This window comes from Streptomyces sp. NP-1717 (genome assembly GCF_022695985.1).
Taxonomy (GTDB): Bacteria; Actinomycetota; Actinomycetes; order Streptomycetales; family Streptomycetaceae; genus Streptomyces.
In genome coordinates, this window is record NZ_JAAPBF010000027.1 from 1 (window position 1) to 23848 (window position 23848).

21 protein-coding genes are annotated in these 23848 nt (G+C 69.8%); 10 read left to right on the forward strand and 11 right to left on the reverse strand.

Annotation, left to right across the window (positions count from 1 at the left end; all coding sequences use genetic code 11):
• Nucleotides 1-303: 303 nt before the first annotated feature.
• Both gabT and GXP76_RS35825 read left to right on the forward strand, forming a co-directional pair.
• A complete protein-coding gene (gene gabT / locus GXP76_RS08660) occupies nt 304-1638 on the forward strand; it encodes a 4-aminobutyrate--2-oxoglutarate transaminase (protein ID WP_242570850.1) in 1335 nt (444 codons plus the stop codon).
• A gap of 587 nt (nt 1639-2225) precedes the next feature.
• A complete protein-coding gene (locus GXP76_RS35825) occupies nt 2226-2666 on the forward strand; it encodes a phosphatase PAP2 family protein (protein WP_308354121.1) in 441 nt (146 codons plus the stop codon).
• Between the two features lie 25 nt (nt 2667-2691).
• Here GXP76_RS35825 and GXP76_RS08670 read toward each other — a convergent pair whose 3' ends face one another.
• From GXP76_RS08670 to GXP76_RS08705, 8 genes are all read right to left on the reverse strand, one after another.
• Complete coding sequence (locus GXP76_RS08670; protein ID WP_242570852.1) at nt 2692-4479, reverse strand: chitinase; 1788 nt, start codon at nt 4477-4479, stop codon at nt 2692-2694.
• Nucleotides 4480-4587: 108 nt separating this feature from the next.
• Nucleotides 4588-5088, reverse strand: coding sequence for a hypothetical protein (locus GXP76_RS08675; RefSeq protein WP_242570891.1), 501 nt, complete (start codon nt 5086-5088; stop codon nt 4588-4590).
• Nucleotides 5089-5282: 194 nt separating this feature from the next.
• Complete coding sequence (locus GXP76_RS08680) at nt 5283-6698, reverse strand: FAD-binding oxidoreductase (RefSeq protein ID WP_242570853.1); 1416 nt, start codon at nt 6696-6698, stop codon at nt 5283-5285.
• A gap of 25 nt (nt 6699-6723) precedes the next feature.
• The gene (locus tag GXP76_RS08685) at nt 6724-7518 is read right to left on the reverse strand and encodes an ABC transporter permease (RefSeq protein WP_242570854.1); all 795 of its coding nucleotides are present in this window, start codon (nt 7516-7518) and stop codon (nt 6724-6726) included.
• Complete coding sequence (locus GXP76_RS08690) at nt 7518-8453, reverse strand: ABC transporter permease (protein WP_242570855.1); 936 nt, start codon at nt 8451-8453, stop codon at nt 7518-7520. Before GXP76_RS08690 ends, GXP76_RS08685 begins: the two co-directional genes overlap by 1 nt.
• The gene (locus GXP76_RS08695; protein ID WP_242570856.1) at nt 8450-9616 is read right to left on the reverse strand and encodes an ABC transporter ATP-binding protein; all 1167 of its coding nucleotides are present in this window, start codon (nt 9614-9616) and stop codon (nt 8450-8452) included. The genes GXP76_RS08690 and GXP76_RS08695 overlap by 4 nt, the downstream gene beginning before the upstream one ends.
• Before the next feature lie 106 nt (nt 9617-9722).
• Nucleotides 9723-10970, reverse strand: a complete 1248-nt coding sequence (locus tag GXP76_RS08700) for a PotD/PotF family extracellular solute-binding protein (RefSeq protein ID WP_242570857.1) — start codon at nt 10968-10970, stop codon at nt 9723-9725.
• A 38-nt stretch (nt 10971-11008) separates the two neighbouring features.
• Nucleotides 11009-12574 (reverse strand): gamma-aminobutyraldehyde dehydrogenase, encoded by a 1566-nt coding sequence (locus GXP76_RS08705; RefSeq protein WP_242570858.1) that lies wholly within the window; start codon nt 12572-12574, stop codon nt 11009-11011.
• Between the two features lie 220 nt (nt 12575-12794).
• Between GXP76_RS08705 and GXP76_RS08710 the strand changes: the two genes are divergently transcribed.
• Nucleotides 12795-13355, forward strand: a complete 561-nt coding sequence (locus GXP76_RS08710) for an NADAR family protein (protein WP_242570892.1) — start codon at nt 12795-12797, stop codon at nt 13353-13355.
• A gap of 93 nt (nt 13356-13448) precedes the next feature.
• On the opposite strand, the gene GXP76_RS08715 is transcribed toward GXP76_RS08710, so the two are convergent.
• The gene (locus tag GXP76_RS08715) at nt 13449-14183 is read right to left on the reverse strand and encodes a DUF4190 domain-containing protein (RefSeq protein WP_242570859.1); all 735 of its coding nucleotides are present in this window, start codon (nt 14181-14183) and stop codon (nt 13449-13451) included.
• A gap of 161 nt (nt 14184-14344) precedes the next feature.
• Here GXP76_RS08715 and GXP76_RS08720 point away from each other — a divergent pair, with 161 nt between their 5' ends.
• Both GXP76_RS08720 and GXP76_RS08725 read left to right on the forward strand, forming a co-directional pair.
• Nucleotides 14345-15370, forward strand: a complete 1026-nt coding sequence (locus GXP76_RS08720) for an adenosine deaminase (protein ID WP_242570860.1) — start codon at nt 14345-14347, stop codon at nt 15368-15370.
• Nucleotides 15367-16122, forward strand: a complete 756-nt coding sequence (locus GXP76_RS08725; protein WP_374360256.1) for a glycerophosphodiester phosphodiesterase — start codon at nt 15367-15369, stop codon at nt 16120-16122. The genes GXP76_RS08720 and GXP76_RS08725 overlap by 4 nt, the downstream gene beginning before the upstream one ends.
• Nucleotides 16123-16246: 124 nt before the next feature.
• Here the strand turns inward: GXP76_RS08725 and GXP76_RS08730 are convergent, their stop codons facing one another.
• Nucleotides 16247-16792, reverse strand: coding sequence for an HXXEE domain-containing protein (locus GXP76_RS08730; protein WP_242570861.1), 546 nt, complete (start codon nt 16790-16792; stop codon nt 16247-16249).
• Nucleotides 16793-16967: 175 nt separating this feature from the next.
• A complete protein-coding gene (locus tag GXP76_RS08735; RefSeq protein ID WP_242570862.1) occupies nt 16968-18416 on the reverse strand; it encodes a gamma-aminobutyraldehyde dehydrogenase in 1449 nt (482 codons plus the stop codon).
• A gap of 175 nt (nt 18417-18591) precedes the next feature.
• On the opposite strand from GXP76_RS08735, the gene GXP76_RS08740 reads away from it, so the two are divergent.
• The 5 genes from GXP76_RS08740 to GXP76_RS08760 all read left to right on the forward strand — a co-directional run bounded on the left by GXP76_RS08740 (nt 18592) and on the right by GXP76_RS08760 (nt 23833).
• Nucleotides 18592-19104, forward strand: a complete 513-nt coding sequence (locus GXP76_RS08740; protein WP_242570863.1) for an Lrp/AsnC family transcriptional regulator — start codon at nt 18592-18594, stop codon at nt 19102-19104.
• A complete protein-coding gene (locus tag GXP76_RS08745; RefSeq protein WP_242570864.1) occupies nt 19089-20468 on the forward strand; it encodes an aspartate aminotransferase family protein in 1380 nt (459 codons plus the stop codon). Before GXP76_RS08740 ends, GXP76_RS08745 begins: the two co-directional genes overlap by 16 nt.
• Nucleotides 20469-20728: 260 nt before the next feature.
• The gene (locus tag GXP76_RS08750) at nt 20729-21457 is read left to right on the forward strand and encodes an ABC transporter ATP-binding protein (RefSeq protein ID WP_242570865.1); all 729 of its coding nucleotides are present in this window, start codon (nt 20729-20731) and stop codon (nt 21455-21457) included.
• Complete coding sequence (locus GXP76_RS08755; RefSeq protein ID WP_242570866.1) at nt 21439-22596, forward strand: hypothetical protein; 1158 nt, start codon at nt 21439-21441, stop codon at nt 22594-22596. Before GXP76_RS08750 ends, GXP76_RS08755 begins: the two co-directional genes overlap by 19 nt.
• Before the next feature lie 58 nt (nt 22597-22654).
• On the forward strand, nt 22655-23833 hold the full coding sequence (locus tag GXP76_RS08760; protein WP_242570867.1) for an LOG family protein: 1179 nt from the start codon (nt 22655-22657) through the stop codon (nt 23831-23833).
• The last annotated feature ends 15 nt before the right edge of the window (nt 23834-23848 follow it).

A 23848-nucleotide genomic window follows, 5' to 3' on the forward strand; every position in this document is an offset into this window, starting at 1 on the left:
CGTGCCGTCGTTGTTCATGAACCCCTGTCCCCTGACCAGCCAGGTCCGCCCAGTACACGCCTCAATCTAGTGCCCGCGCAGGGGGAGTTCACTGTTCCGGCCGTACGGAGTGTTTCTCGAACGCCCATCGGCGGGCGGAAGCGGTCCACCACCGCCCCGTATGTCCGTGGCGGACAACGACACGCCCCCGATACTCCCGAACGGCGCATGCCCGCCACCCTCCTCCGCCCCTAGCCTGCGAAGTGAAGGCAGATGCGAGAACGCGAGACACGTAGCGTCCGGAACCACCCCCAGGAGCCCCTCATGACCGCAATCCCGCAGGAGCGGCGCGTCGTCACCGCGATCCCCGGTCCCAAGTCGCTGGAGCTGCAGAACCGCCGTTCCGCCACGGTCGCCGCCGGCGTGGGGTCCGTGATGCCCGTGTTCGCCGCCCGCGCGAGTGGCGGCGTCGTCGAGGACGTGGACGGCAACAGCTTCATCGACTTCGGGTCCGGTATCGCCGTGACGTCCGTCGGTTCCTCGGCGGAGGCCGTCGTACGCCGGGCCACGGCCCAGCTCGCCGACTTCACCCACACCTGTTTCATGGTCACGCCGTACGAAGGCTACGTGGAGGTCTGTGAGCAGCTCGCCGAGCTGACGCCGGGCGACCACGCCAAGAAGTCCGCGCTGTTCAACTCGGGCGCCGAGGCCGTCGAGAACGCCGTGAAGATCGCCCGCTCCTACACCAAGCGGCAGGCGGTCGTGGTCTTCGACCACGGCTATCACGGTCGTACGAACCTCACGATGGCGCTGACGTCGAAGAACATGCCGTACAAGAACGGCTTCGGTCCGTTCGCCCCGGAGATCTACCGCGTGCCCGTGGCGTACGGCTACCGCTGGCCGACCGGCCCGGAGAACGCCGGCGCCGAGGCCTCCGCCCAGGCCATCGACGAGATCAGCAAGCAGGTCGGCGCGGGCAACGTCGCGGCGATCGTCATCGAGCCGCTGCTCGGCGAGGGTGGCTTCATCGAGCCGGCGAAGGGCTTCCTGCCCGCGATCGCGAAGTTCGCCAAGGACAACGGCATCGTCTTCGTGGCCGACGAGATCCAGTCCGGTTTCTGCCGGACGGGGCAGTGGTTCGCGTGCGAGGACGAGGGCGTCGTACCGGACCTGATCACCACGGCGAAGGGCATCGCGGGCGGGCTGCCGCTCGCCGCCGTCACGGGCCGCGCGGAGATCATGGACGCCCCGCACTCGGGCGGTCTCGGCGGTACGTACGGCGGAAACCCGGTGGCCTGCGCCGCCGCGCTCGGTGCCATCGAGACGATGCGTGAGCTGGACCTCGTCTCGAAGGCCAGGCGCATCGAGGAGATCATGAAGCCTCGTCTCAAGGAGATGGCCGAGAAGTTCGACGTCATCGGCGACGTACGGGGCCGTGGCGCGATGCTCGCGCTCGAACTGGTCAAGGACCGGGACACCAAGGAACCGAACCCGGAGGCGACGGCCGCTCTGGCCAAGGCGTGCCACATGGAGGGGCTGTTGGTGCTCACCACCGGTACCTACAGCAACGTGCTCCGCTTCCTGCCGCCGCTGGTGATCGGTGAGGACCTCCTTACGGAGGGCCTGGACATTCTGGAGCAGGCGCTCGCCGGACTCTGACCGTCCGTCGGAGCCGCCTCCCTACGGAGGGCTCCACCGCCCCGTACGGTGCGGGTCACGGGGGGGCGCCCTGTGAAGAAGCTGTGCGGGGCCGATGGCGGGTTCACTCACCCGCTGTCGGACCTCACGGCCCTGACGTACGGTTTCGGCAGATGAAAGAAACACCCCGCTCGCAGGAGACTGCGGGCGATCCCACGACGGCGCGTCCCCAGCACCGTCCTGGTCGCGTCTTCGGGCGCACTGGAGCATCCAGCTCCGGAATTCCTCACCGATCGGACGGCCGCCCGCCCCAAACCCCCCGGGGCGCGCGGCGACCCGGTCCCGGCGGCCGTCTCGGAACTACCCCCCCTGTTCCGGGGCGGCCGACATTCCTTTCCGGGCGCCCCGGCTCCGCCGGCCCCCTCGGGTCTTCCTCTCCACTCCGGGCCTTCGCCCTCTGCGCCGCTCTCTTCGCACTCGCCACCTGGCAGGTCGTCGCCGGTGGCCCGCTCCGTGACGCGGACGAGCGCCTGGGCCGCGGGGCGTTCGGGCACGGCCCCACCTGGCTGACGGAGTTCCTGGCCGATCTCGGCGGATTGCCGGTCGCCGTGCCTGTCCTGGCCATTGCGGCCGGGTACGCGGCTTGGCGGGGGCTCCGTGCGCGAGCGGTGGCGGTCGCGCTGGCCATGGTCGCCGTTCCGGTGCTCGTCATGCCGCTGAAGCTGTGGATCGACCGCCCCGGGCCGCTCACGGCGGAGTCCGGCTACTACCCCTCCGGTCACACGGCGACGGCGATGGTCGCCTACTGCGGCGCCGCGCTGCTGCTGAGTCCCCTTACGGGGCGCGGTACGGGGTACCCATGGGCGATGCCCGTCGCCGTGGTGCTCAGTGCGGCGACGGGCATCGGACTGGTGCTACGGGGCTACCACTGGCCGCTGGACGTCCTCGGCAGCGTGCTGCTCTGCGGCATGCTGCTGGCCCTGTTGGTGGCGGCCCTGCGGTGGATCGACAAGCGCGGGGCCGCCGGCAAGGGGGCGGACGCCCCGTAGGGCGGGCGGGCCTGATCGGATCGGCTCAGCCTCCGTAGTAGCTGTCGAAGTTCCGCGAGAACTCCCACTGGTTGAAGCGGTCCCAGTTGATCGACCACGTCATCAGCCCACGCAGCGCGGGCCAGGTGCCGTGTGTCTGGTACGACCCGCAGTTCGTCTTCTTCGTCAGACAGTCCAGGGCCTTGTTCACCTCCGACGGGGTGGTGTGACCGTTTCCCGCCTGCGACGACGCCGGGAGCCCGATCGCCACCTGGCCCGGGTCGAGCGCCGGGAAGACCTTGGTGGTGTCACCGGCCACCGGGAAGCCGGTGAGCAGCATGTCGGTCATCGCGATGTGGAAGTCTGCGCCGCCCATCGAGTGGTACTGGTTGTCGAGCCCCATGATCGGCCCGGAGTTGTAGTCCTGGACGTGCAGCAGGGTGAGATCGTCGCGCAGGGCGTGGATGACGGGGAGGTACGCCCCGGCGCGCGGGTCCTGTCCGCCCCAGGGGCCGGATCCGTAGAACTGGTAGCCGAGCTGCACGAAGAACGTCTCAGGCGCCATCGTGAGGACGAAATCCGCCCCGTACTTGGCCTTGAGGCTCTTCACGGCGGAGATCAGGTTGACGATGACGGGGCTGGTGGGGTTGCGGAAGTCGGTGTCGCCGTTGTTGAGGGAGAGTGAGTGGCCCTCGAAGTCGATGTCGAGACCGTCGAGACCGTACTCGTCGATGATCTTGGATACGGAGCTGACGAAGGCGTCGCGCGCGGCGGTCGAGGCGAGCTGGACCTGACCGTTCTGGCCCCCGATGGAGATCAGGACCTTCTTGCCCGCCGCCTGCTTGGCCTTGATGGCGGCCTTGAACTCGGCGGGGGATTCGACGTTCGGGCATTCGGCGACGGGGCAGAGGCTGAAGCGGATGTCGCCCGAGGTGACCGACGTCGGTTCGCCGAAGGCGAGGTTGATGACGTCCCACGAGGCCGGCACGTCGGACATGCGGGTGTAGCCGGAGCCGTTGGCGAAGCTGGAGTGGAGGTAGCCGACCAGGGCGTGGGCGGGGAGGTCCGCCCCGCTGCCGCCCCCGCCGCCGGTCTGGGTGGTGGCGGTGACGGCCGAGGAGCGCGCGGATCGGCCCGCGGCGTTGGTCGCCGAGACCTGGAACCTGTAGGCGGTCGCCGGGCTGAGTCCGGTGACGGTCGTCGAGGTGCCGGTGACGTTCAGATCCGGGGCCCCATCACGGTGCACCGTGTAGCCGGTCGCGCCCGCGACGGGGGACCAGGCGAGACCGACCGACGAAGCGGTGACCGTGGCGGCTCTGAGCCCCGTGGGGACGGCGGGTGGCTGCCCCGTCTCTCCACCGGGCCCGACGAGGCTGAGGTCGTCGACGTGGTACGCGGGGGTGCCGTACCAGCCGTTCGTGTAGAGGGTCACGGAGTTGGTGGCGGGACCGGTGCGGAACGAGGTGGTCAGTTTCTGCCAACTCGGCGCGGACGGGGTCCACGTCGAGACGTCCGTGGTGCCGGTGCCCGCGGCCCCGAGGTAGACATAGCTCCCCTGGACCCAGGCGCTCAGCGTGTACGCCGAGTCGGGCCGGACAGTGACGGTCTGGGAGCACTTCGCGTTGTCGCTGCCCGCCGGCGTGGCCTTCAGCGCGGAAGTGCCACTGTGAACGGGGGTGCTGACGGTCACGCCGCTGCCGCCCGTACAACTCCAGCCGGTGAGGCCGGATTCGAAGCCGCCGTTGGTGGCGACATCCGCGTCGGCCGCGCGCGCCGTCTCGGCGGACACGACGAGACCGCCCGCGGTGAGTACGGCCGCCGCGAGCGCGGCCACGAATCTGGGGTACCGAGAAGGTCGTCTGTTGCGTGCCACAACTGCCTCCGGGCATGGCGGAATTGAGTGACCGAGCCGGGCACAACATGGTCCAGACCAATCAGCTTGTCAAGACCTCTGGCAGCCACCGTCCGCGCCGTCGCCGCCAGCGTCCCCCGCGATCCCGGCCGCCGCCTCGTGCATCGCCAGCTCCAGCAGCAGCGGATCGGTGAGGGTGCCGGAGCCGTCGGGCGGGACCAGCCAGCGCACACCGCCGCCGGTTCGCCCCGGGTACGGGACGACGATCCAGGTGCCGCCGCCCGCACCCCGTACCCCCGTTCCGATCCAGCGGGCGACGGTGCCAGGCGGCACGAAGAATCCGAGGCGCGCGTCGCCGAAATCGGCCAGGACGGGGCCCGGCCGGTCGACGAGGCGGGTCATCACGTCGAGCGTCGGATATCCCAGCTCACCACGGAGGATCAGGACGTCCCAGCGCTTCCCGGCGGGCAGGAGAGCGACCCCGTGCGGGTTCCGTTCCCACTCCCAGCGGCAGGCGTCGGGATCGGGCGCCACCGCCGCCAGCCACTCCAGCGCGGTCCTCGCCCCCGGGTGGGCCCCCGAGTCGGTCATCATGCGGCCTCCGCTCCACGTCGTCGGACGGTGCGTCCACAGAGGGAGAGGGAGGTCGCGCCGGATCATTACGCGAGTTCGGGCCGACAGGCAGTGGTGATGTGGATCACATGACCACCGAGCCGCGTGACGGAGGGCGCACCGCTTGGCGTCTGCCCTGCGCCGCGCCCTCCTAAGGAGCCGGCCGGGGAAGGTCAGCTGTCGAAGCCCAGCCCCACCCGGTCCATGGCCTTCAGCCACAGATTGCGCCGCCCGCCCCTGATGTCCGATCGGGCGAGCGACCACTTGGTGAGCCCGATACCGGCCCACGCCGCCGGCTCCGGAGGGAACGGCACCGGCTTCTTCCGAACCATCTCCAGCTCCGTGCGCTCCGTCCGCTCCCCCGCGAGCAGATCGAGCATCACATCGGCGCCGAAGCGCGTCGCGCCCACGCCGAGGCCGGTGTACCCGGCGGCGTACGCGACACGCCCCCCGTGCGCCGTACCGAAGAAGGCGGAGAACCGCGAGCAGGTGTCGATGGCCCCGCCCCAGGCGTGACTGAACCGCAGACCCTCCAACTGAGGGAAGCACTCGAAGAAGTGCGAGGCGAGCTTGAGATAGGTCTCGGGCCGGTGGTCGAGGGCGGCGTCGAGCCGCCCTCCGTACGGATAGATCGCGTCGTAGCCGCCCCACAGGATGCGGTTGTCCGCGGTGATCCGGAAGTAGTGGAACTGGTTGGCGCTGTCGCTGAGCCCCTGCCGCTTCTTCCAGCCGAGCGCGCCGAGCTGATCCTCGGTAAGAGGCTCGGTCGTCAGGGCGTAGTCGTAGACGGGCACCGTGTACGGGCGCACGCGCCGCACCAGGGACGGGAAGACGTTCGTGCCGAGCGCGACGTGGCGGGCCATGACGTGCCCGTACGGCGTGCGAACGGCCATGCCGGCGCCGGAGCGGGCCAGTTCGAGACCGGGGGTGTTCTCGTAGATCCGTACGCCGAGGTCGAGACAGGCCCGCTTCAGCCCCCACGCGAGCCTGGCCGGGTTGAGCATGGCGACGCCGCGCCGGTCCCACAGGCCGCCCAGGAACGTCGGCGAGTCGACCTCCGCGCGGACCGCCTCGGCGTCCAGGAGGTCCAGACCGGTGAAGCCGGCCGCGGTCGCCCCGTCGTACAGCTCGCGCAGACCCTCGACCTGGTGCGGCTGGGTGGCGACGGCGATGTCACCCGTGCGCTCGAAGTCGCAGTCGATGGCGTAGCGCTCGACTGCCGACTCGATTCCGTCGAGATTGCCCTCGCCGAGGTCCTCCAGCGCCCGCAGCTCGCCGGGCCAGCGGCTGAGCCCGTTGGCGAGACCGTGGGTGAGGGAGGCGGAGCAGAAGCCCCCGTTACGGCCGGAGGCGGCCCAGCCCACCTCACGGCCCTCGATCAGGACGATGTCGCGGCGCGGGTCGCGCTCCTTGGCGAGGAGCGCGGTCCACAGGCCGCTGTAGCCGCCGCCGACGATCAGCAGGTCGCAGCGGTCGTCGCCCGCGAGCGCGGGTACGGCGCCCGGCTTGCCGGGATCGTCTAGCCAGAACGCGACGGGCTGCGCGTCGGCCAGTGAGGCGGCTGCTGTACGCATGGCTCCAGGGGCCATGTCTTCCATCTCCTTCAGGTACCGCTCAGGGTGTCGCGGCCTTCTTGCGCCGGTTGCTGACCAGCTGGCCGCCGATCACCATCAGTACCGCGACGGCGAACATCGCTGTCCCGATGACGTTGATCTGCACCGGTGTGCCGCGCTGTGCCGATCCCCAGACGAACATGGGGAAGGTGACGGACGAACCGGCGTTGAAGTTGGTGATGATGAAGTCGTCGAACGAGAGGGCGAACGCGAGCAGCGCGCCCGCGGCGATGCCCGGTGCGGCGATCGGCAGGGTGACGCGTACGAAGGTCTGCACCGGCCCCGCGTACAGATCGCGCGCCGCCTCCTCGAGCTTCGGATCCATGGACATGACCCTCGCCTTGACGGCCGTCACCACGAAGCTGAGGCAGAACATGATGTGGGCGATGAGGACGGTCCAGAAGCCCAACTCCGCCCCCATGTTCAGGAACAGGGTCAGCAGCGAGGCGGCCATCACGACCTCGGGCATGGCCATCGGCAGGAAGATCAGCGAGTTGATCGCGCCGCGTGCCCGGAAGCGGTAGCGGACCAGCGCGAAGGCGATCATGGTGCCGAGGACGGTCGCCCCGATCGTCGCCCAGACGGCGATCTGGAACGAGAGCGTCAGCGACCCGCAGAGGTCCGCGACGCCGCACGGGTCCTTCCAGGCGTCCAGCGAGAACGTCTGCCAGGTGTAGTTGAAGCGCCCCTTCGGCTTGTTGAAGGAGAACACCATCACGACGAGGTTCGGCAGGATCATGTACGCGAGTGTGAGCAGGCCCGCGATGACGACCACATTGCGTCGGATCCAGCGCATCAGACCAGGTCCTCCGTCCCTGAACGGCGGATGTAGACGGTGACCACGACCAGCACGACCGCCATGAGGATGAACGAGAGAGCCGCCGCCGTCGGATAGTCGAGCACGCGCAGGAACTGGCTCTGGATCACGCTTCCGACCATCTTGGTGTCGGTGGAGCCGAGCAGCTCCGCGTTGACGTAGTCGCCGCTCGCCGGGATGAAGGTCAGCAGCGTGCCGGAGACGATGCCGGGCATGGACAGCGGGACGGTGACCTTCCGGAAGGTCGTCGCCGGCCTCGCGTAGAGGTCTCCGGCCGCCTCGTGGAGCCGCCCGTCGATGCGCTCCAGCGAGGTGTAGAGCGGCAGGATCATGAACGGCAGGAAGTTGTACGTGAGGCCGCAGACGACGGCCATGGGCGTGGCCAGGACGCGGTCGTCGGCCGTCCAGCCGAGCCAGCTGGTCACGTCCAGCACCCGAAGGGCGTCCAGCGCCCCGACCACGGCGCCGTCGTCCGCCAGGATCGTCTTCCAGGCGAGCGTGCGGATCAGGAAGCTCGTGAAGAACGGGGCGATGACGAGGACCAGCAGGAGGTTGCGCCAGCGGCCTGCCTTGAAGGCGATGAGGTACGCCAGCGGGTAGCCGAGCAGCAGACACAGGACGGTGGCGGTGCCCGCGTACAGCAGGGAGCGCACGAACTGCGGGTAGTACTCCTGGAACGCGTCCCAGTAGGTCTGGAAGTGCCAGGTGACCTCGAAGCCCTTCTCCAGGGAGCCCGTCTGTACGGAGGTCGACGCCTGGTAGACCATCGGGAGCGCGAAGAAGACCAGCAGCCACAGGATGCCGGGCAGCAGCAGCCAGTACGGGACGAGGCGTTTACGGCGCGGGATCTTGCGTACTGCCGCGTCGGTGACCGGTGGGGTGGGTGGCGCCGGTGGCGCTGCCGTGGCGGTCACACCCCCTCCTCGTCCACCGTCTTGACGCCCGCGTCGATGTCCTGGTCCGCGTCGAGCCCGAAGGTGTGCGCGGGGTTCCAGTGCAGGACGACCTCGGCCCCGGGAGCGAGTCGGCCGTCGCGCTCGATGTTCTGCGCGTACACCTCCAACTCCGCGCAGACGGGGCTGTCGATGACGTACTGGGTCGAGACCCCGATGAAGCTGGAGTCCACGATGCGCCCGGTGATCCGGTTGCGGCCGGCGGGGATGGAGCCCGCGTCGTCCGCGTGCGCGAGGGATATCTTCTCGGGGCGCACACCGACGAGCAGCCGGCCGCCGTCCGTCACCCGCGCCGTGCAGCGGTCGGCGGGCAGCCTCAGCTTCACGCCGGCCGACGTCACCACCAGTTCGTCGCCGGTCCTCTCCGCGACGTCGGCCTCGATGAGGTTGGACGTGCCGAGGAAGTTGGCCACGAAGGTGGTCTGCGGGTTCTCGTACAGCTCCGCCGGCGCGCCCAGTTGCTCGACCCGCCCCGCGTTCATCACGGCGACCGTGTCGGCCATCGTCATGGCCTCCTCCTGGTCGTGCGTGACGTGCACGAAGGTGATGCCGACCTCCGTCTGGATGCGCTTGAGCTCCAGCTGCATCTGGCGGCGCAGCTTGAGGTCGAGCGCGCCGAGGGGTTCGTCGAGCAGCAGCACCTTCGGATGGTTGATGAGCGCGCGGGCCACGGCGACGCGCTGCTGCTGGCCGCCGGAGAGCTGGTGCGGCTTGCGCTTCGCGTAGTCACCGAGCTGCACGAGGTCGAGCATGTCGCCGACCTGCTTCTTCACCGACTTGATGCCCCGACGGCGCAGGCCGAAGGCGACGTTCTCGTAGATGTCGAGGTGCGGGAAGAGCGCATAGCTCTGGAAGACGGTGTTGACGGGGCGCTTGTGCGGCGGCAGACCGGTGACGTCACGGTCGCCGAGGAAGACCGATCCGGTGGTGGGGTCCTCCAGGCCGGCGATCATCCGCAGCGTGGTGGTCTTGCCGCAGCCCGAGGCACCGAGGAGGGCGAAGAAGGAGCCTTCGGGGACGGTGAGGTCGAGGGGTTTCACGGCGTGGAAGGAGCCGTACGACTTGCTTATCCCGGTGAGGCGGACGTCGTCGCCGCCCCGGTCGGTGGATGCGGTCTCAGTCATGGGTAACGATCCCGGGGGCTTGGGAGGAGAGGAACGGGGCGGACGGGGCCTCTGGGACCCCTGCGGCCGTACGACCCGGTGGTCCGGTCGGCCGGCCGGCTGCGGCCTAGGCGCCGATGAGCTTGGCGAACTTCTCTTCGTACGCCGTCTCTTCCTCACTGCTCAGTGAGCGGAAGGCGTGGGACTTCGAGGCCATCTCCGCGTCCGGGAGGATCAGCGGATTGGACGCCATCGACTCGTCGATCTTCGCGAGCTCCGGACGGACGCCCTCGACGGGGCAGACGTAGTTGATGTAGGCCGCGAGCTGCGCGGCGACGGGAAGCTCGTAGTAGTGGTCGATGAGCTTCTCGGCGTTGGTCTTGTGCCGTGCTTTCGCCGGTACGAGCAGATTGTCGCTGGAGATCATGTAACCGCTCTCCGGGATGGCGAACTGGACGTCCGGGTTGTCCGCCTGGAGCTGCACGATGTCACCGGCCCAGGCGACGCAGGCCGCGATGTCGCCCTTGCTGAGGTCCGCCGTGTAGTCGTTGCCGGTGAAGCGGCGGATCTGCTTCTTGTCCACGGCCTTCTGAATACGGGCGACGGCACCGTCGAAGTCGTCGTCGGAGAACGACGCCGGGTCCTTGCCCATGTCGAGCAGGGTCAGCCCGACGGAGTCGCGCATCTCGGAGAGGAACGACACCCGCCCCTTGAGGTCCGGGTCGTCGAGCAGTTGCGACACGGACTCGATCTTGCGGCCCCCCGTCGCCTTCGTGTTGTAGGCGATGACGGAGGGGATACCGGTCCACGGATAGGTGTAAGCGCGCCCCGGATCCCAGTCGGGCGAGCGGAACTGCTGGGACAGATTCGCGAACGCGTGGGGCAAGTTGGCGGGATCGAGCTTCTGCGCCCAGCCGAGCCGGATGATGCGGGCGGCGAGCCAGTCGGTGACGCAGATCAGATCGCGCCCCGTGTCCTGGCCGGCCGCGAGCTGCGGCTGGATCTTGCCGAAGAACTCGACGTTGTCGTTGATGTCCGCCGTGTACTTCACCTGGATCCCGGTGCGCTTCGTGAACGCGTCCAGGGTGGGATAGTCCTTCTCGTTCTCGCTGACGTCCATGTACTCGGTCCAGTTGGAGAAGACGACGCGCTTCTCCTTCGCCGAGTGGTCGGTGGACGCCGGGCCGTCGCCCTCCCTCTTCGCGGGCGGGATCCCACAGGCCGCAAGACCTGCCGCGCCGCCGATCGTGAGCGCCCCGGCGCCGGTGGCACGCAGCAGCGAACGGCGGCTGAGCGCGCCTCTGCCGTTGCTGAGGCTACGGCGCGTCGCGGCTATCTGGGCCGCCGAGAGACGGTCGGGCTCGTACTGCTCCATGGGCGGTGCCCTTTCGGGTGAGGAGAGGGAGAGAAGAGTTAGAGACGGTCCCCGAAAATCGTGCGGTGCCAGTCCTTCCTGACGGCCGCGGTGTTGTCGTACATCACATGCTTGACCTGTGTGTACTCCTCGAACGAGTACGCCGACATGTCTTTTCCGTAACCACTCGACTTGTAGCCGCCGTGCGGCATCTCGCTGATGATCGGGATGTGGTCGTTCACCCAGACACAGCCGGCCTTGATCTCGCGGGTGGCGCGCCCCGTGCGGTACACGTCGCGGCTCCATACGGAGGCCGCGAGGCCGTACGGGGTGTCGTTGGCGAGGCGGATGCCCTCGTCGTCGGAGTCGAAGGGCAGGACGACCAGGACGGGGCCGAAGATCTCGGACTGGACGATCTCGCTGTCCTGGGCGGCGTCCACGACGAGCGTGGGGCGGTAGTAAGCACCGTCGGCGAGGCCGGCGCGCACCGTGCCGCCGCTCTGCGGGGCGTGGCCGTCCGGATCGAAGCTGTCGGGCGCACCGCCCCCGGTGACGACCCGGGCGTATCCGCGCGCCCGGTCGACGATCCCGGCGACCCGGTCGCGGTGCGCGTGCGAGATCAGCGGCCCCATGTCCGTCGACGGGGCGAACGGGTCACCGAGGCGCACCGTCTCCATGAGCGCCGCGACGGCGCTCACGAAGGCGTCGTACAGCGGGCGCTGGACGTAGGCGCGGGTGGCGGCCGTACAGTCCTGCCCCGTGTTGATGAGCGAGCCCGCGACGGCGCCCTGGACGGCGGCCTCCAGATCGGCGTCGTCGAAGACGAGGAACGGTGCCTTGCCGCCGAGTTCCAGATGCAGCCGCTTGACGGTCGCGGTGGCGATCTCGGCGACGCGCTTGCCGACGGCGGTGGAGCCGGTGAAGGAGGTCATGACGACGTCGGGGTGGCCGACGAGGCGCTCCCCCGCGTCGGCGCCCGCCCCGTTGACGATGTTGATCACGCCGTCGGGGATGCCCGCCTCCTGTGCCGCCTGGGCGAACATCAGCGAGGTGAAGGGCGTCAACTCGGAGGGCTTGAGCACGATCGTGTTGCCCGCGGCGACCGCCGGAAGGATCTTCCAGGCGGCCATCTGAAGCGGATAGTTCCAGGGGGCGATGGAGCCGACCACGCCGATCGGCTCGCGTCGTACGTAGGAGGTGTGGTCGCCGCTGTACTCCCCTGCGGACGCGCCTTCCAGATGACGGGCCGCGCCCGCGAAGAAGGCGGCGTTGTCGACGGTTCCCGGAACGTCGAACTCCGTGGACAGCTTGATCGGCTTGCCGCACTGGGCCGACTCGGCCTCCGCGAACTCCGTGGCCCGATCGGCGAGTACGGCGGCGAAACGGTGCAGCGCGTCGGAACGCTCCCCCGGGGTTGCGCCGGCCCAGCCCGGATACGCCGCGAGCGCCGCGGCCACGGCCGCGTCGACATCGGCCACGCCCGCCAGTTCGTACGTGAGCAGTTCCTCGCCCGTCGCAGGGTCGATTACGGCGTGCGTACGGCCCGAGGTGCCGGGACGCAGCCGCCCGCCGATGAACTGCGCACCGTCCGCGAAACGGTCCCGTGCGGGGAAGCGGTTGCCCATGGCGCCCTCCGTGTTCCGGCTGTCGCCCAGTCGTTCCGACGCCGTGGCTGTTGTTCTGGCTTGAATTGAGTGCCGATACTGACAGAGCACGGGGCGTCCAACAAGTGATTCCGTTGTTGCCTTTTGGTTACGCGACGGAATCGGTTGACCATGTGTCGCCGCATCGCCCTGATCGGCATACGGACTGTCAGTGGTGGCTGCCAGACTCGCGTGCATGGGGATGATCACGGCTGCCGAGCTGATCGACCGTACGGGTCGCGGCGAGAGGTTCAAATATCTGCACTTCTGGGGTCACGCCCCGCGGCGCGACGGCGTCATCGGCGCGAGCTGTCTCAGCCAGTGGTGGCAGTCGCCGTTCGCGGTCGACGGGGTTGAGTACGCGACGGCGGAGCACTGGATGATGGCGTCCAAGGCCCGGCTCTTCGACGACGCGGAGGCGGAGCGGACGGCTCTGGCCGCCGCCGGTCCGGCGTTGGCGAAGAAGGCGGGGCGGCTGGTGCGGGGGTTCGACGAGGCCGTATGGGAGCGAGAGCGGTCCGGCATCGTCGTGGAAGGAAGCGTTCACAAGTTCCGGCAGGACGAGCGGCTGCGCGAGTACCTCCTGGGCACCGGCGACCGGGTCCTCGTCGAGGCCAGCCCGATGGACCGGATCTGGGGCATCGGGCTGGCCGCGGACGACGAGAGGGCGCAGGATCCGGCGCGCTGGCGTGGGATCAATCTGCTGGGCTTCGCTCTCATGGAGGCGCGTGAACGGCTCCGCGCGGAGGTGGCGGGCACCTGAACGTCGTTCCGGCCGCCTTGTCCCGCGCCGACTGCCTCGCCGACCGTCCCACCGGCCGCCGAACGGGGCGCGGCGCGACACGTACCGGCGTGATCAGCGGGCGGCGTGATCAGTGGCGGTGTCCACGAGAAGCATGGCGGAGTAGCCGTCGGTGCCGCTGTCGTAGTCGTTGTTGTTCTCGTCATTGATCGCGTCGGTGATGCCCCAGACGATCAGACCGATGACGACCGCGCCGATGACGATCCCGATGGTCCCCGTGATGATTCCGGAGAGCGCCTGACCACCGTTGGTGGCCTCACCCCGCTCGGCGCGCTTCCTGCCGACGACGCCGAAGATCACGGCGAGGATGCCCAGAACGATGCCGACGACGCCGTACAGGCAGAAGAGACAGATCGAGAGGATGCCGAGCGTCATCGCGGCGACGCCCATGCCGTTCGCGGGGCCTGGCTGCCAGCCGCCCTGCCCGTACCCGGGATAGCCGGGGTATCCCGGGTACCCGGGATAGGACGCGCCGGGGTACGGGGTGGCCACGGGCGCGCTCGGGTAGCCGTACGGACCGGAAGTCGCCGGGGCCGGCCCCCCGGGGGCTATCGGCGGCGGCGGTACGGCTCGGGGCCCGGCGCCCGGGGCGGCAGCGGCGCTGGGATGCGGCCCCGCGACGGGCATCGACGTGACGGTCGACTGATCGTGAACGGGCGTGACCGGCGGCTGGTCCTGGACGGGGCCCGACGCCTGCGCCGGCTTGTCCAACGGCACCCGGCGCTCCGGCGGCGCCCACGGGTCGCTCGGCTCGTTGGCGCCCGGTGGCTGCGCACTGCTGTCTGACATGGTCCTCCCCCATCGATATTCCGTCATGCTAAGGCCTCTGCCGGACGCGCCGTCCGCCCCGCCTACGATGGCTCCCGACCGGTAAAGCCCTGGGCAGGGGGATGTCCTGCCCGGCGGACGGCGACATCCTTTCCGCCGCCGCTCAGCACGCGGAGGACCCGATGACCGACCTTCATCCCTTCATCGCAGGGCTGCCCAAGGCCGAACTGCATGTCCATCACGTCGGCTCGGCCTCGCCCCGTATCGTGTCCGAACTGGCGGCCAGGCACCCCGGGTCCAAGGTGCCGACCGACCCCGAGGCGCTGGCCGACTACTTCGTCTTCACCGATTTCGCGCACTTCATCGACGTCTACCTCTCCGTCGTGGATCTGCTGCGTACCCCGGAGGACGTCAGGCTGCTGACGTTCGAGATCGCCCGCGACATGGCGCGGCAGAACATCCGCTACGCCGAGCTGACGATCACGCCCTTCAGCTCGACCCGGCGCGGCATCCCCGCCGAGGCCTTCATGGAAGCGATCGAGGACGCCCGCAAGTCGGCCGAGGCCGAGTTCGGAGTCGTACTGCGGTGGTGCTTCGACATCCCCGGCGAGGCCGGTCTGGAGGCCGCGGACGAGACTCTGCGGCTCGCCGTCGACCTCCGCCCGGAGGGGCTGGTGTCCTTCGGTCTCGGCGGGCCGGAAATCGGCGTGCCGCGGCCCCAGTTCAAACCCCACTTCGACCGGGTGATCGCCGAGGGACTGCACTCCGTACCGCACGCCGGCGAGACGACGGGCCCCGGAACGGTGTGGGACGCGCTGAAGGAACTGCGCGCCGAACGGATCGGTCACGGCATCAGCTCCGCCCAGGACACGGAGTTGATGGCGTACCTCGCCGAGAACCGCGTCCCTCTGGAGGTCTGCCCCACCTCCAACATCGCCACGCGGGCTGTCACCGACATCGAACTGCACCCGATAAGGACACTCGTCTCGGCGGGCGTGCTCGTGACGGTCAACAGCGACGACCCGCCCATGTTCGGCACCGACCTCAACAAGGAGTACGCCGTCGCGGCGCGGCTGCTGGAGCTGGACGAGCGAGGGGTGGCGGAGCTCGCGAAGGGCGCGGTCGAGGCGTCGTTCCTCGACCAGGCCGGCAAGAACCGGCTGACCGGCGAGATCGACACGTACACCGCGCAGTGGCTCGCCACGTGACGGCCGCACGGGGCGGCGCCGATGGTGTCGGCGACGCGCTGCTGCGCTCCGTCGTGGCCGTGGGGCACCGGGGAGATCCGTACCGCGTCCGGGAGAACACCCTGCCTTCGGTCCGCTCCGCCCTGGAACGGGGCGCGGACGCCGTGGAGATCGACGTACGGGTCACGCGTGACGGGGTGCCCGTCCTGCTGCACGACTCCTCGCTGAAACGGCTCTGGGGGCATGACCGGGCGGTCGCGGAGGTCACCCACGCCGAGTTGCGCACCCTGACACAGGGCGGCGTGCCGGCGCTCCAAGAGGTGCTGGCGGCGTCGGCGGTGGCGGACGCGCGGCTCATGATCGATCTGCCCAGCGCCACGGCGGCGACGGTGCGCGCGGTGGTCGGGGCGGTGCGCGACTGCGGCGCGGCGGACCGGGTGTACTACTGCGCGGGCGCGGACGCGATGCTCGCGGTGCGTGACGCCGACCCGGACGCCGAGATCGCGATGACGTGGCTGTCGTTGGCCCCACCGCGCCCCGTACTACTCGAAGCGGTACGGCCCCGCTGGCTCAACTACCGCTTCGGTCTGGTGAATCGGGAGCTGACGGAGCGGGTCCACCGCGACGGGATGCTGGTCTCCGCCTGGACGGCGGACACGGTGCGCAGCATGCGACTCCTGGTCGCGGCGGGAGTCGACTCGATCACCACCAATCGCATCGACGCGCTCGCGAAGATGCTGCGCTCCGGTCGACCGGAGCGGCCGGAAGCATAGGTACGGCGGGAAAGTCGGACCCGTGGGACGCGGCCGGTCGGGCCGGGGGCCGGGGGCCGCGCCCCGACCGAGGCCCGGCTTCCCGCCGTCGGCTCGCCCCAACTGCCGAAGACGGCGCGTGAGTTCAACGGGTCCCGACCACCGCGCGCGCGACAGCGTGCGAGATCGCGGTGGCGCCCGCCGCCAAGGCCAGTCCCAACGCGACATCGCGCGTCCGCGCCGACTTCAGTACCCCGGCCCGCCGCAGCCGCCCCCGCGCCCACAGCGTGAACGGCACGACGACCAGCGGGGATGTGACGGAGCCGGGCGTGTACCCCCGTGCGGCGGCAGCTTGGGCGAGATGCACCAGACCGTGCAGTCCGAATCCGTCCAGCGCACCCTGGTAGAAGCCCGACCGGCCCCCCGTACGGTGCCCCGCGACGGCCGCGGAGCCGACGAAGCCCGCCATCACCCCGACGGCCACCGCGAACTCACGGGGCTCCACGGCCTCCATCGCACTCCACACCGGCTCCGGCACGCCGGGGAAGCGCTTCCGCAGCGCGGGCAGGTTCTCGCGGATCCAGCCAGGCCCGGTGGCGAGTTCCTCGGCATCGTGCAGAACCCAGGCCGCCAGCAGCCCCAGCGTGACGGCGGGGCCCACCCGTTCGCCCTGTGCGCGTATGTCGCTCATGTCCGCGACCTTGTCAGACGTGGTCCACGACGGACGGGGCGGGGCACGGAACACCAGCGTGTCCGTACCCCGCCCCGGGGAAAGCAACTCGGGCGACCTGTTCGCGAGTTGAGGCACCGACGCGCCTGTCCCGTCGCGGCGACACCCGTCGATCCGGGCCGTCAGCCCTCGTACCTCACGCGTCGAGCGATGTCATCACGTGCTTGATGCGCGTGTAGTCGTCGAAGCCGTACGCCGACAGGTCCTTGCCGTAGCCCGACTGCTTGAAGCCACCGTGCGGCATCTCCGCGACCAGCATGATGTGCGTGTTGATCCACACGCAGCCGAAGTCCAGGTTCTTGGACATACGCATCGCGCGCGCGTGGTCCTTCGTCCACACCGAGGACGCGAGGGCGAACTCGACCCCGTTCGCGTACTCCAGCGCCTGCGCCTCGTCCGTGAACGACTGGACCGTGATGACCGGCCCGAACACCTCGTTCTGGATGATCTCGTCGTCCTGCTTGAGCCCCGAGACGACGGTCGGCGCGTAGAAGTACCCCTTGTCGCCGACCCGGTGACCGCCCGCCTCGACCTTGGCGTGGGCCGGCAGCCGCTCGATGAAGCCCGAGACGTGCTTGAGCTGGTTGGCGTTGTTCAGCGGCCCGTACAGCGCGTCCTCGTCGTCGGGAGCACCGGTCCTGGTGCCGGCGGCGGCCTTGGCCAGCTCCGCCACGAACTCGTCGTGGATCGACTCGTGCACCAGGACACGGCACGCCGCCGTACAGTCCTGCCCGGCGTTGAAGAAGCCGGCCACCGAGATCTCCTCGACCGCCTTGGCGATCGCCTCACTGTCGAGGTCCTCGAAGACCACGACGGGCGCCTTGCCGCCCAACTCCAGATGCACGCGCTTGAGGTCCCTGGAGGCGGACTCGGCGACCTGCATCCCGGCCCGTACGGAGCCGGTGATCGAGACCATCGCCGGGGTCGCGTGCTCGACCATCGTGCGCCCGCTGTCGCGGTCGCCGCAGATGACGTTGAAGACACCCTTGGGCGCGATGGCGCCGATGATCTCCGCCATCAGCAGTGTGGAGGCGGGGGTGGTGTCCGAGGGCTTCAGTACGACGGTGTTGCCCGCGGCGAGCGCCGGGGCGAACTTCCAGACGGCCATCATCATCGGGTAGTTCCACGGCGCGACCTGCGCGCAGACACCGACCGGCTCACGCCGCACGATGGAGGTGAAACCGTCCATGTACTCGCCGGCCGAGCGGCCTTCGAGCATCCGCGCTGCACCTGCGAAGAAACGAATCTGGTCCACCATCGGCGGGATCTCTTCGGTACGGGTCAGCTCCAGCGGCTTGCCGGTGTTCTCCGACTCGACGGCGATCAGATCCTCGGCGCGCTCCTCGATCGCGTCCGCGATCCGAAGCATCACCTTCTGGCGCTCGGCCGGGGTGGTGTCGCGCCAGGCGGGGAACGCCGCGGCGGCGGCCGCCATGGCGGCGTCGACGTCGGCCTGGCCGGAAAGCGGGGACGTGGCGTAGGCCTCGCCCGTGGACGGGTTGACCACCTCGATGGTCCGTCCGTCGGCCGCGTCCCGGAACTCCCCGTTGATGTAGTTACGCAGACGGCGCAGCTCGGTGGTCACTGCCACCCCTCCTTACAGAAGTCATGCCGGATGTCCGATGGGTGAGACACCCCACCTTAAGCGTTCCGCCGACGCTTTCGACAGGCCCGACCCCTCCCAACTTCGGATTCAGTCATATCTTGACCCCCACACAACGAATTTCATCGATCGAGGGTTGCAAGACAGACGAGTCGCGGTGCACAGTGAGCGCGTGGCCAGTCGTAGCGCAGACCCCAGGAACGGACACGGAAACGGATCGTCGCCGGCGATCGACTCCGTGTCCCTCGCGATCATCGAACAGCTTCAGGAGGACGGACGGCGCCCCTACGCCGCGATCGGCAAGGCCGTCGGCCTCTCCGAGGCGGCCGTACGCCAGCGCGTCCAGAAGCTGCTCGACCAGGGGGTCATGCAGATCGTTGCCGTGACCGACCCACTGACCGTCGGTTTCCTGCGCCAGGCGATGGTCGGCATCAACGTCGAGGGCGACCTCGAACCTGTGGCCGACGCGCTCACGGCGATGGCCGAGTGCGAGTACGTGGTGATGACCGCGGGCTCCTTCGACCTGATGGTGGAGGTCGTCTGCGAGGACGACGACCACCTGCTGAACGTCATCAACAAACGGATCCGCGCGCTCCCCGGCGTGCGCTCCACCGAGAGCTTCGTCTACCTCAAGCTGAAGAAGCAGACCTACATGTGGGGAACCCGATAGCCGTGAGCAAGGACCTCTCCAAAACCGCTTACGACCACCTGTGGATGCATTTCACCCGCATGTCGTCGTACGAGAACGCACCCGTGCCCACCATCGTGCGTGGTGAGGGCACCCACATCTACGACGACAAGGGCAAGCGCTACCTGGACGGCCTCTCCGGCCTGTTCGTGGTCAACGCGGGCCACGGGCGCCACGAGTTGGCCGAGACCGCCTACAAGCAGGCTCAGGAGCTCGCCTTCTTCCCCGTCTGGTCCTACGCCCACCCGAAGGCGGTCGAGCTCGCCGAACGGCTGGCCCACCACGCGCCCGGGGACCTCAACAAGGTCTTCTTCACCACCGGCGGCGGCGAGGCGGTCGAGACCGCCTGGAAGCTCGCCAAGCAGTACTTCAAGCTGACGGGCAAGCCGACCAAGCACAAGGTCATCTCGCGCGCCGTCGCCTACCACGGCACGCCGCAGGGAGCCCTGTCCATCACCGGACTGCCGGCCCTCAAGGCCCCGTTCGAGCCGCTGGTCCCCGGCGCCCACAAGGTGCCGAACACCAACATCTACCGCGCCCCGATCCACGGCGACGACCCTGAGGCCTTCGGCCGCTGGGCCGCCGACCAGATCGAACAGCAGATCCTCTTCGAGGGCGCGGACACAGTCGCCGCCGTCTTCCTGGAGCCGGTGCAGAACGCCGGTGGCTGCTTCCCGCCCCCGCCGGGCTACTTCCAGCGGGTCCGGGAGATCTGCGACCAGTACGACGTGCTGCTCGTCTCGGACGAGGTCATCTGCGCCTTCGGCCGGCTCGGCACGATGTTCGCCTGCGACAAGTTCGGCTACGTCCCGGACATGATCACCTGCGCCAAGGGCATGACGTCGGGCTACTCACCGATCGGCGCCTGCATCATCTCCGACCGTCTCGCCGAGCCCTTCTACGAAGGTGACAACACCTTCCTGCACGGCTACACCTTCGGCGGTCACCCGGTCTCCGCGGCCGTCGGTCTCGCCAACCTCGACATCTTCGAGCGTGAGGGCCTCAACCAGCACGTGCTGGACAACGAGGGCGCCTTCTTCTCGACGCTGCGCAAGCTCCACGACCTGCCGATAGTCGGCGACGTCCGGGGCAACGGCTTCTTCTACGGCATCGAGCTCGTCAAGGACAAGGTCACCAAGGAGTCGTTCACGGACGAGGAGACGGAGCGCGTCCTGTACGGCTTCCTCTCCAAGGCTCTTTACGAGAACGGGCTCTACTGCCGCGCCGACGACCGCGGCGACCCGGTCGTACAGCTGGCGCCGCCGCTGATCTCCGACCAGTCGACGTTCGACGAGATCGAGCAGGTCCTGCGCACGGTGCTGACGGAGGCCTGGACGAAGCTCTGATCCCCGCGGCGTACGGGGCGGCGTACGGCGCCCTGCGGGGCGGCATACAAGCCGCCCCGCAGGGCCGCTCCCGCGCCTGATCCGCATGACGGCCCGGGTGCCCCCGTTCGAGTGCAAAGGGGGCACCCGGGCCGCGTGCTGTCCGCGCACCTCGTTCCCGATCCTTACGGTGCAGTGACCGATCGGCTTCGCCTTCGTTCCCCCGGACGGGGCGCGGTACGTCATCTGAACCGAGCCTGATCCGAACCGAGGTGTACGCCATGGTTGCCCCGCCGGACAACGACGTGCTCTGGGCGCGTTCCCTCCACCACTCGCACAACGGCTCACCCGCCCTCAGCGGTGTCTCGCTCGGCGTGCGCGAGGGAGAGATCCTCGCCGTCAACGGCGCGCGCGGAAGCGGCAAGACCACCCTGCTGCGCTGCCTCTCGGGTCAGCTCGTCCCGGAGGAGGGCGAGGTCTGGTTCAACAGCACCGCCGTCCACACGATGCCCCCGTCCGTGCGTGAACGGCTCCGGCGCGACCGTTTCGGCTGGATCGACTCGGACCCGGTCCTGGTTCCGGAGCTCACGGCGTGGGAGAACGCGGCTCTGCCGCTGCTGCTGCGCGGCTCCTCCCGTCGCGCGGCGAAGGCGGCGGCCGAGGAGTGGCTGGAGCGGCTCGACGTCGGCATGTGCGCCCGCAAGCGTCCGCACGCCCTGCTCCAGTCGCAGCGCCAGCGCGTCGCCGTCGCCCGCGCCCTGGTCGGCACGCCCTCCGTGCTGTTCGCCGACGAGCCCACGGCGCCGCTGTACGCCGCCGAGCGCGCACAGGTCCTGCGCACGCTGACGACGGCGGCGCGCTCGCACCGCATCACCGTCATCCTCGCCACCCTCGACGAGGAGGTCTCGACGCTCGCCGACCGCGTCGTCACCCTGGTCGACGGCCACCGCGTGGGCGCCCTGCGGCCGACCGAGGCGGAAGGCCAGGCAGCGTGCTCGCTCTCCGTCTAGCCCGCGGCAGCCATCCCCTCGTCCTGCTGCGCAGGCTGCTGGTCGCCGCGGCGTCGGCGGGGGTCGGCTTCCTCCTGCTGTGCACCCTGGGCTGGGCCGTGAACCACCCCTCCGGATCCCTGCTGCGCCTGCTGTGGTGCGTGCTCCCGCTCGCCGCGACGCTGCAGTTCGCGGTGGCCGTGGCCCGGACGGACCCGAGCACCCGGCCACGTTCCGGTCTCTCCGCCGTCGGCCTCGGCCCGGCTCAACTCACCGCGCTGGCCACCGCGTCGACCATGCTGTCCTGCACCGTCGGCAGCATGGTGGCGCTGCTGTTCTTCCTCCATCTGCGCGGCGACATCACGGGGCTCCCCTTCGACGGCGCCGCGGCCGATCTGCTCGGCGCGGGACAGCCGCTGCCGCTGGCCGCCGCCCTCACTCTGCTCGCCGTCGTACCCCTCCTCGCCGGCGCGGCCACCGGACTCGCCCTGCGTACGCGTGTGACGAGGCCGGCCGAAGGCACCGGTACCGAGCCGCCCGCGACGCCCAAGCCCGCCCCGTCGGGGCTCCCTTGGGGCGTCGCGCTCACCGCGGCGGGACTCGCGGTCGAGACCTACGCGAGCAGGAGCGGCTCCGGATCGCCCCTGCCGATGCCGGGACGTTTCGAGGGCAGCCCGGCCGGAGTCCTGGCCGGCTGGTCACTGACGGCGCTGGGCCTGGCCCTCGCAGGCCCCGGCATCGCACACCTCTGCGGCCAGCTTCTCCAGATGCTTCGCCCCGGTGCGACCCGACTGCTCGCGGGGCGGATCCTGATGGAGGAGGCGGTGCGGATCGGCCGCCCGCTCGGCGTGGTCTGCGCGGTGATCTCCGGCGGATTCGCCGCCGCGGCGCTGTACGGCCCCAGCGACGAGCGCCCGTTCGGACCGCTCACCGGCCTCGGCGCCACGCTTGTCGTGGGCTGCACCGTCGCGACGCTGCTGATGGCAGTCCTGGAGGCCAGGCACGCCCGCACCGACACGACGGCGGCGCTCGTTCGGGTGGGCGCCGCCACAAGGCTCCTGCGTACCGCGGCGGCGCTGCGGGCGGGCGCGCTGCTCGCCGTCTTCGGACCGCTGACGTGGATCATCGCCGCACTGGCCGCCGTACCACTGACCGGCTGAACCGGACGTCTTTCCGAACCCCGGTCCCCCGTCCGAACGGGGGCTCTATCGTGTGCGCATGGCGTACGGCGCGGGACACGACGGACATGATGCACAAGAGGCAGCGGCACGGAGCCCCCAGGGGCCCTGGGAACACCGGGCGGACGGCCTGGACCGCGAGATCGAATCCCTCGACGAGTTCGACCAGGTGATCCTGAGCGGGACGCTCAGCGGCTTCCGGGTCCAGTCGGTCGACCTGACGGACCGTACGCTCGCACTGCTGTCCACCGACACTTCCGAGACCGTCTTCCTCGGCTGCCCGATGGCACCCGACGCCGCAGCGAAGATACGGGCCGACGGGGCCCTGGTCTTCCCGCCCGTCCCGCATCTCCCGTTCGACCCGTACCGTGGCCTGCTCTACTCGCCCGAGCAGCTCTTCGAGGGACTGGACGAGGGCGGTTACGAGGCGACGCCGGACGCCCTCGCCTACGAGTGGTTCCAGCGCACCAAGGCCGACGGCGACATACTCTCCTCGATGCTGCGGTCCGTCCACGACGACGCGATCTCCGACGCCCTGGACGAACTTCTCGCCGGCACACGGGTCGTCGGTGTGATGGGCGGCCACGCGATGGCGCGGGGCACGGACGCGTACGCGGGAGCGGCCCGCCTCGGCCGTGAGCTGGCCCGTACGGGGCTGACCGTCGCGACCGGCGGCGGTCCCGGCGCCATGGAGGCCGCCAACCTGGGCGCCTACGCCGCCCCGCATCCCGACGAGATGCTGGACGAGGCTCTCGAAATCCTCGCCAAGACACCGTCGTTCAGCCCGTCGATCTCCGACTGGGCGCGCGCCGCCTTCGAGGTACGGGGCCGCTGGCCCGGGGGCGACGGCTCCGTGGGCATCCCCACCTGGTTCTACGGCCACGAACCGCCGAACGCCTTCGCGAGCCACATCGCCAAGTACTTCGCCAACGCGACCCGCGAGGACGGCCTGCTCGCCCGGTGCAACGCCGGCGTCGTCTTTCTGCCCGGCGCCGCCGGCACCGTCCAGGAGATCTTCGACAACGCGACGCCGAACTACTACGAGTCACGTGGCGAACCGACGCCCATGGTCCTCGTCGACCGCGCGCATTGGACGGAGCGGCTGCCGGCCTGGCCGCTGCTCACCTCGCTGGCGCGGGAGCGCTCGATGGAGTCGCGCATCGCGCTCGTCGACTCGGTGGCCGAGGCTCCCGAGGCCCTGGTCCGGCTCTCCCGCTGACCGGCCCGGCGCGGG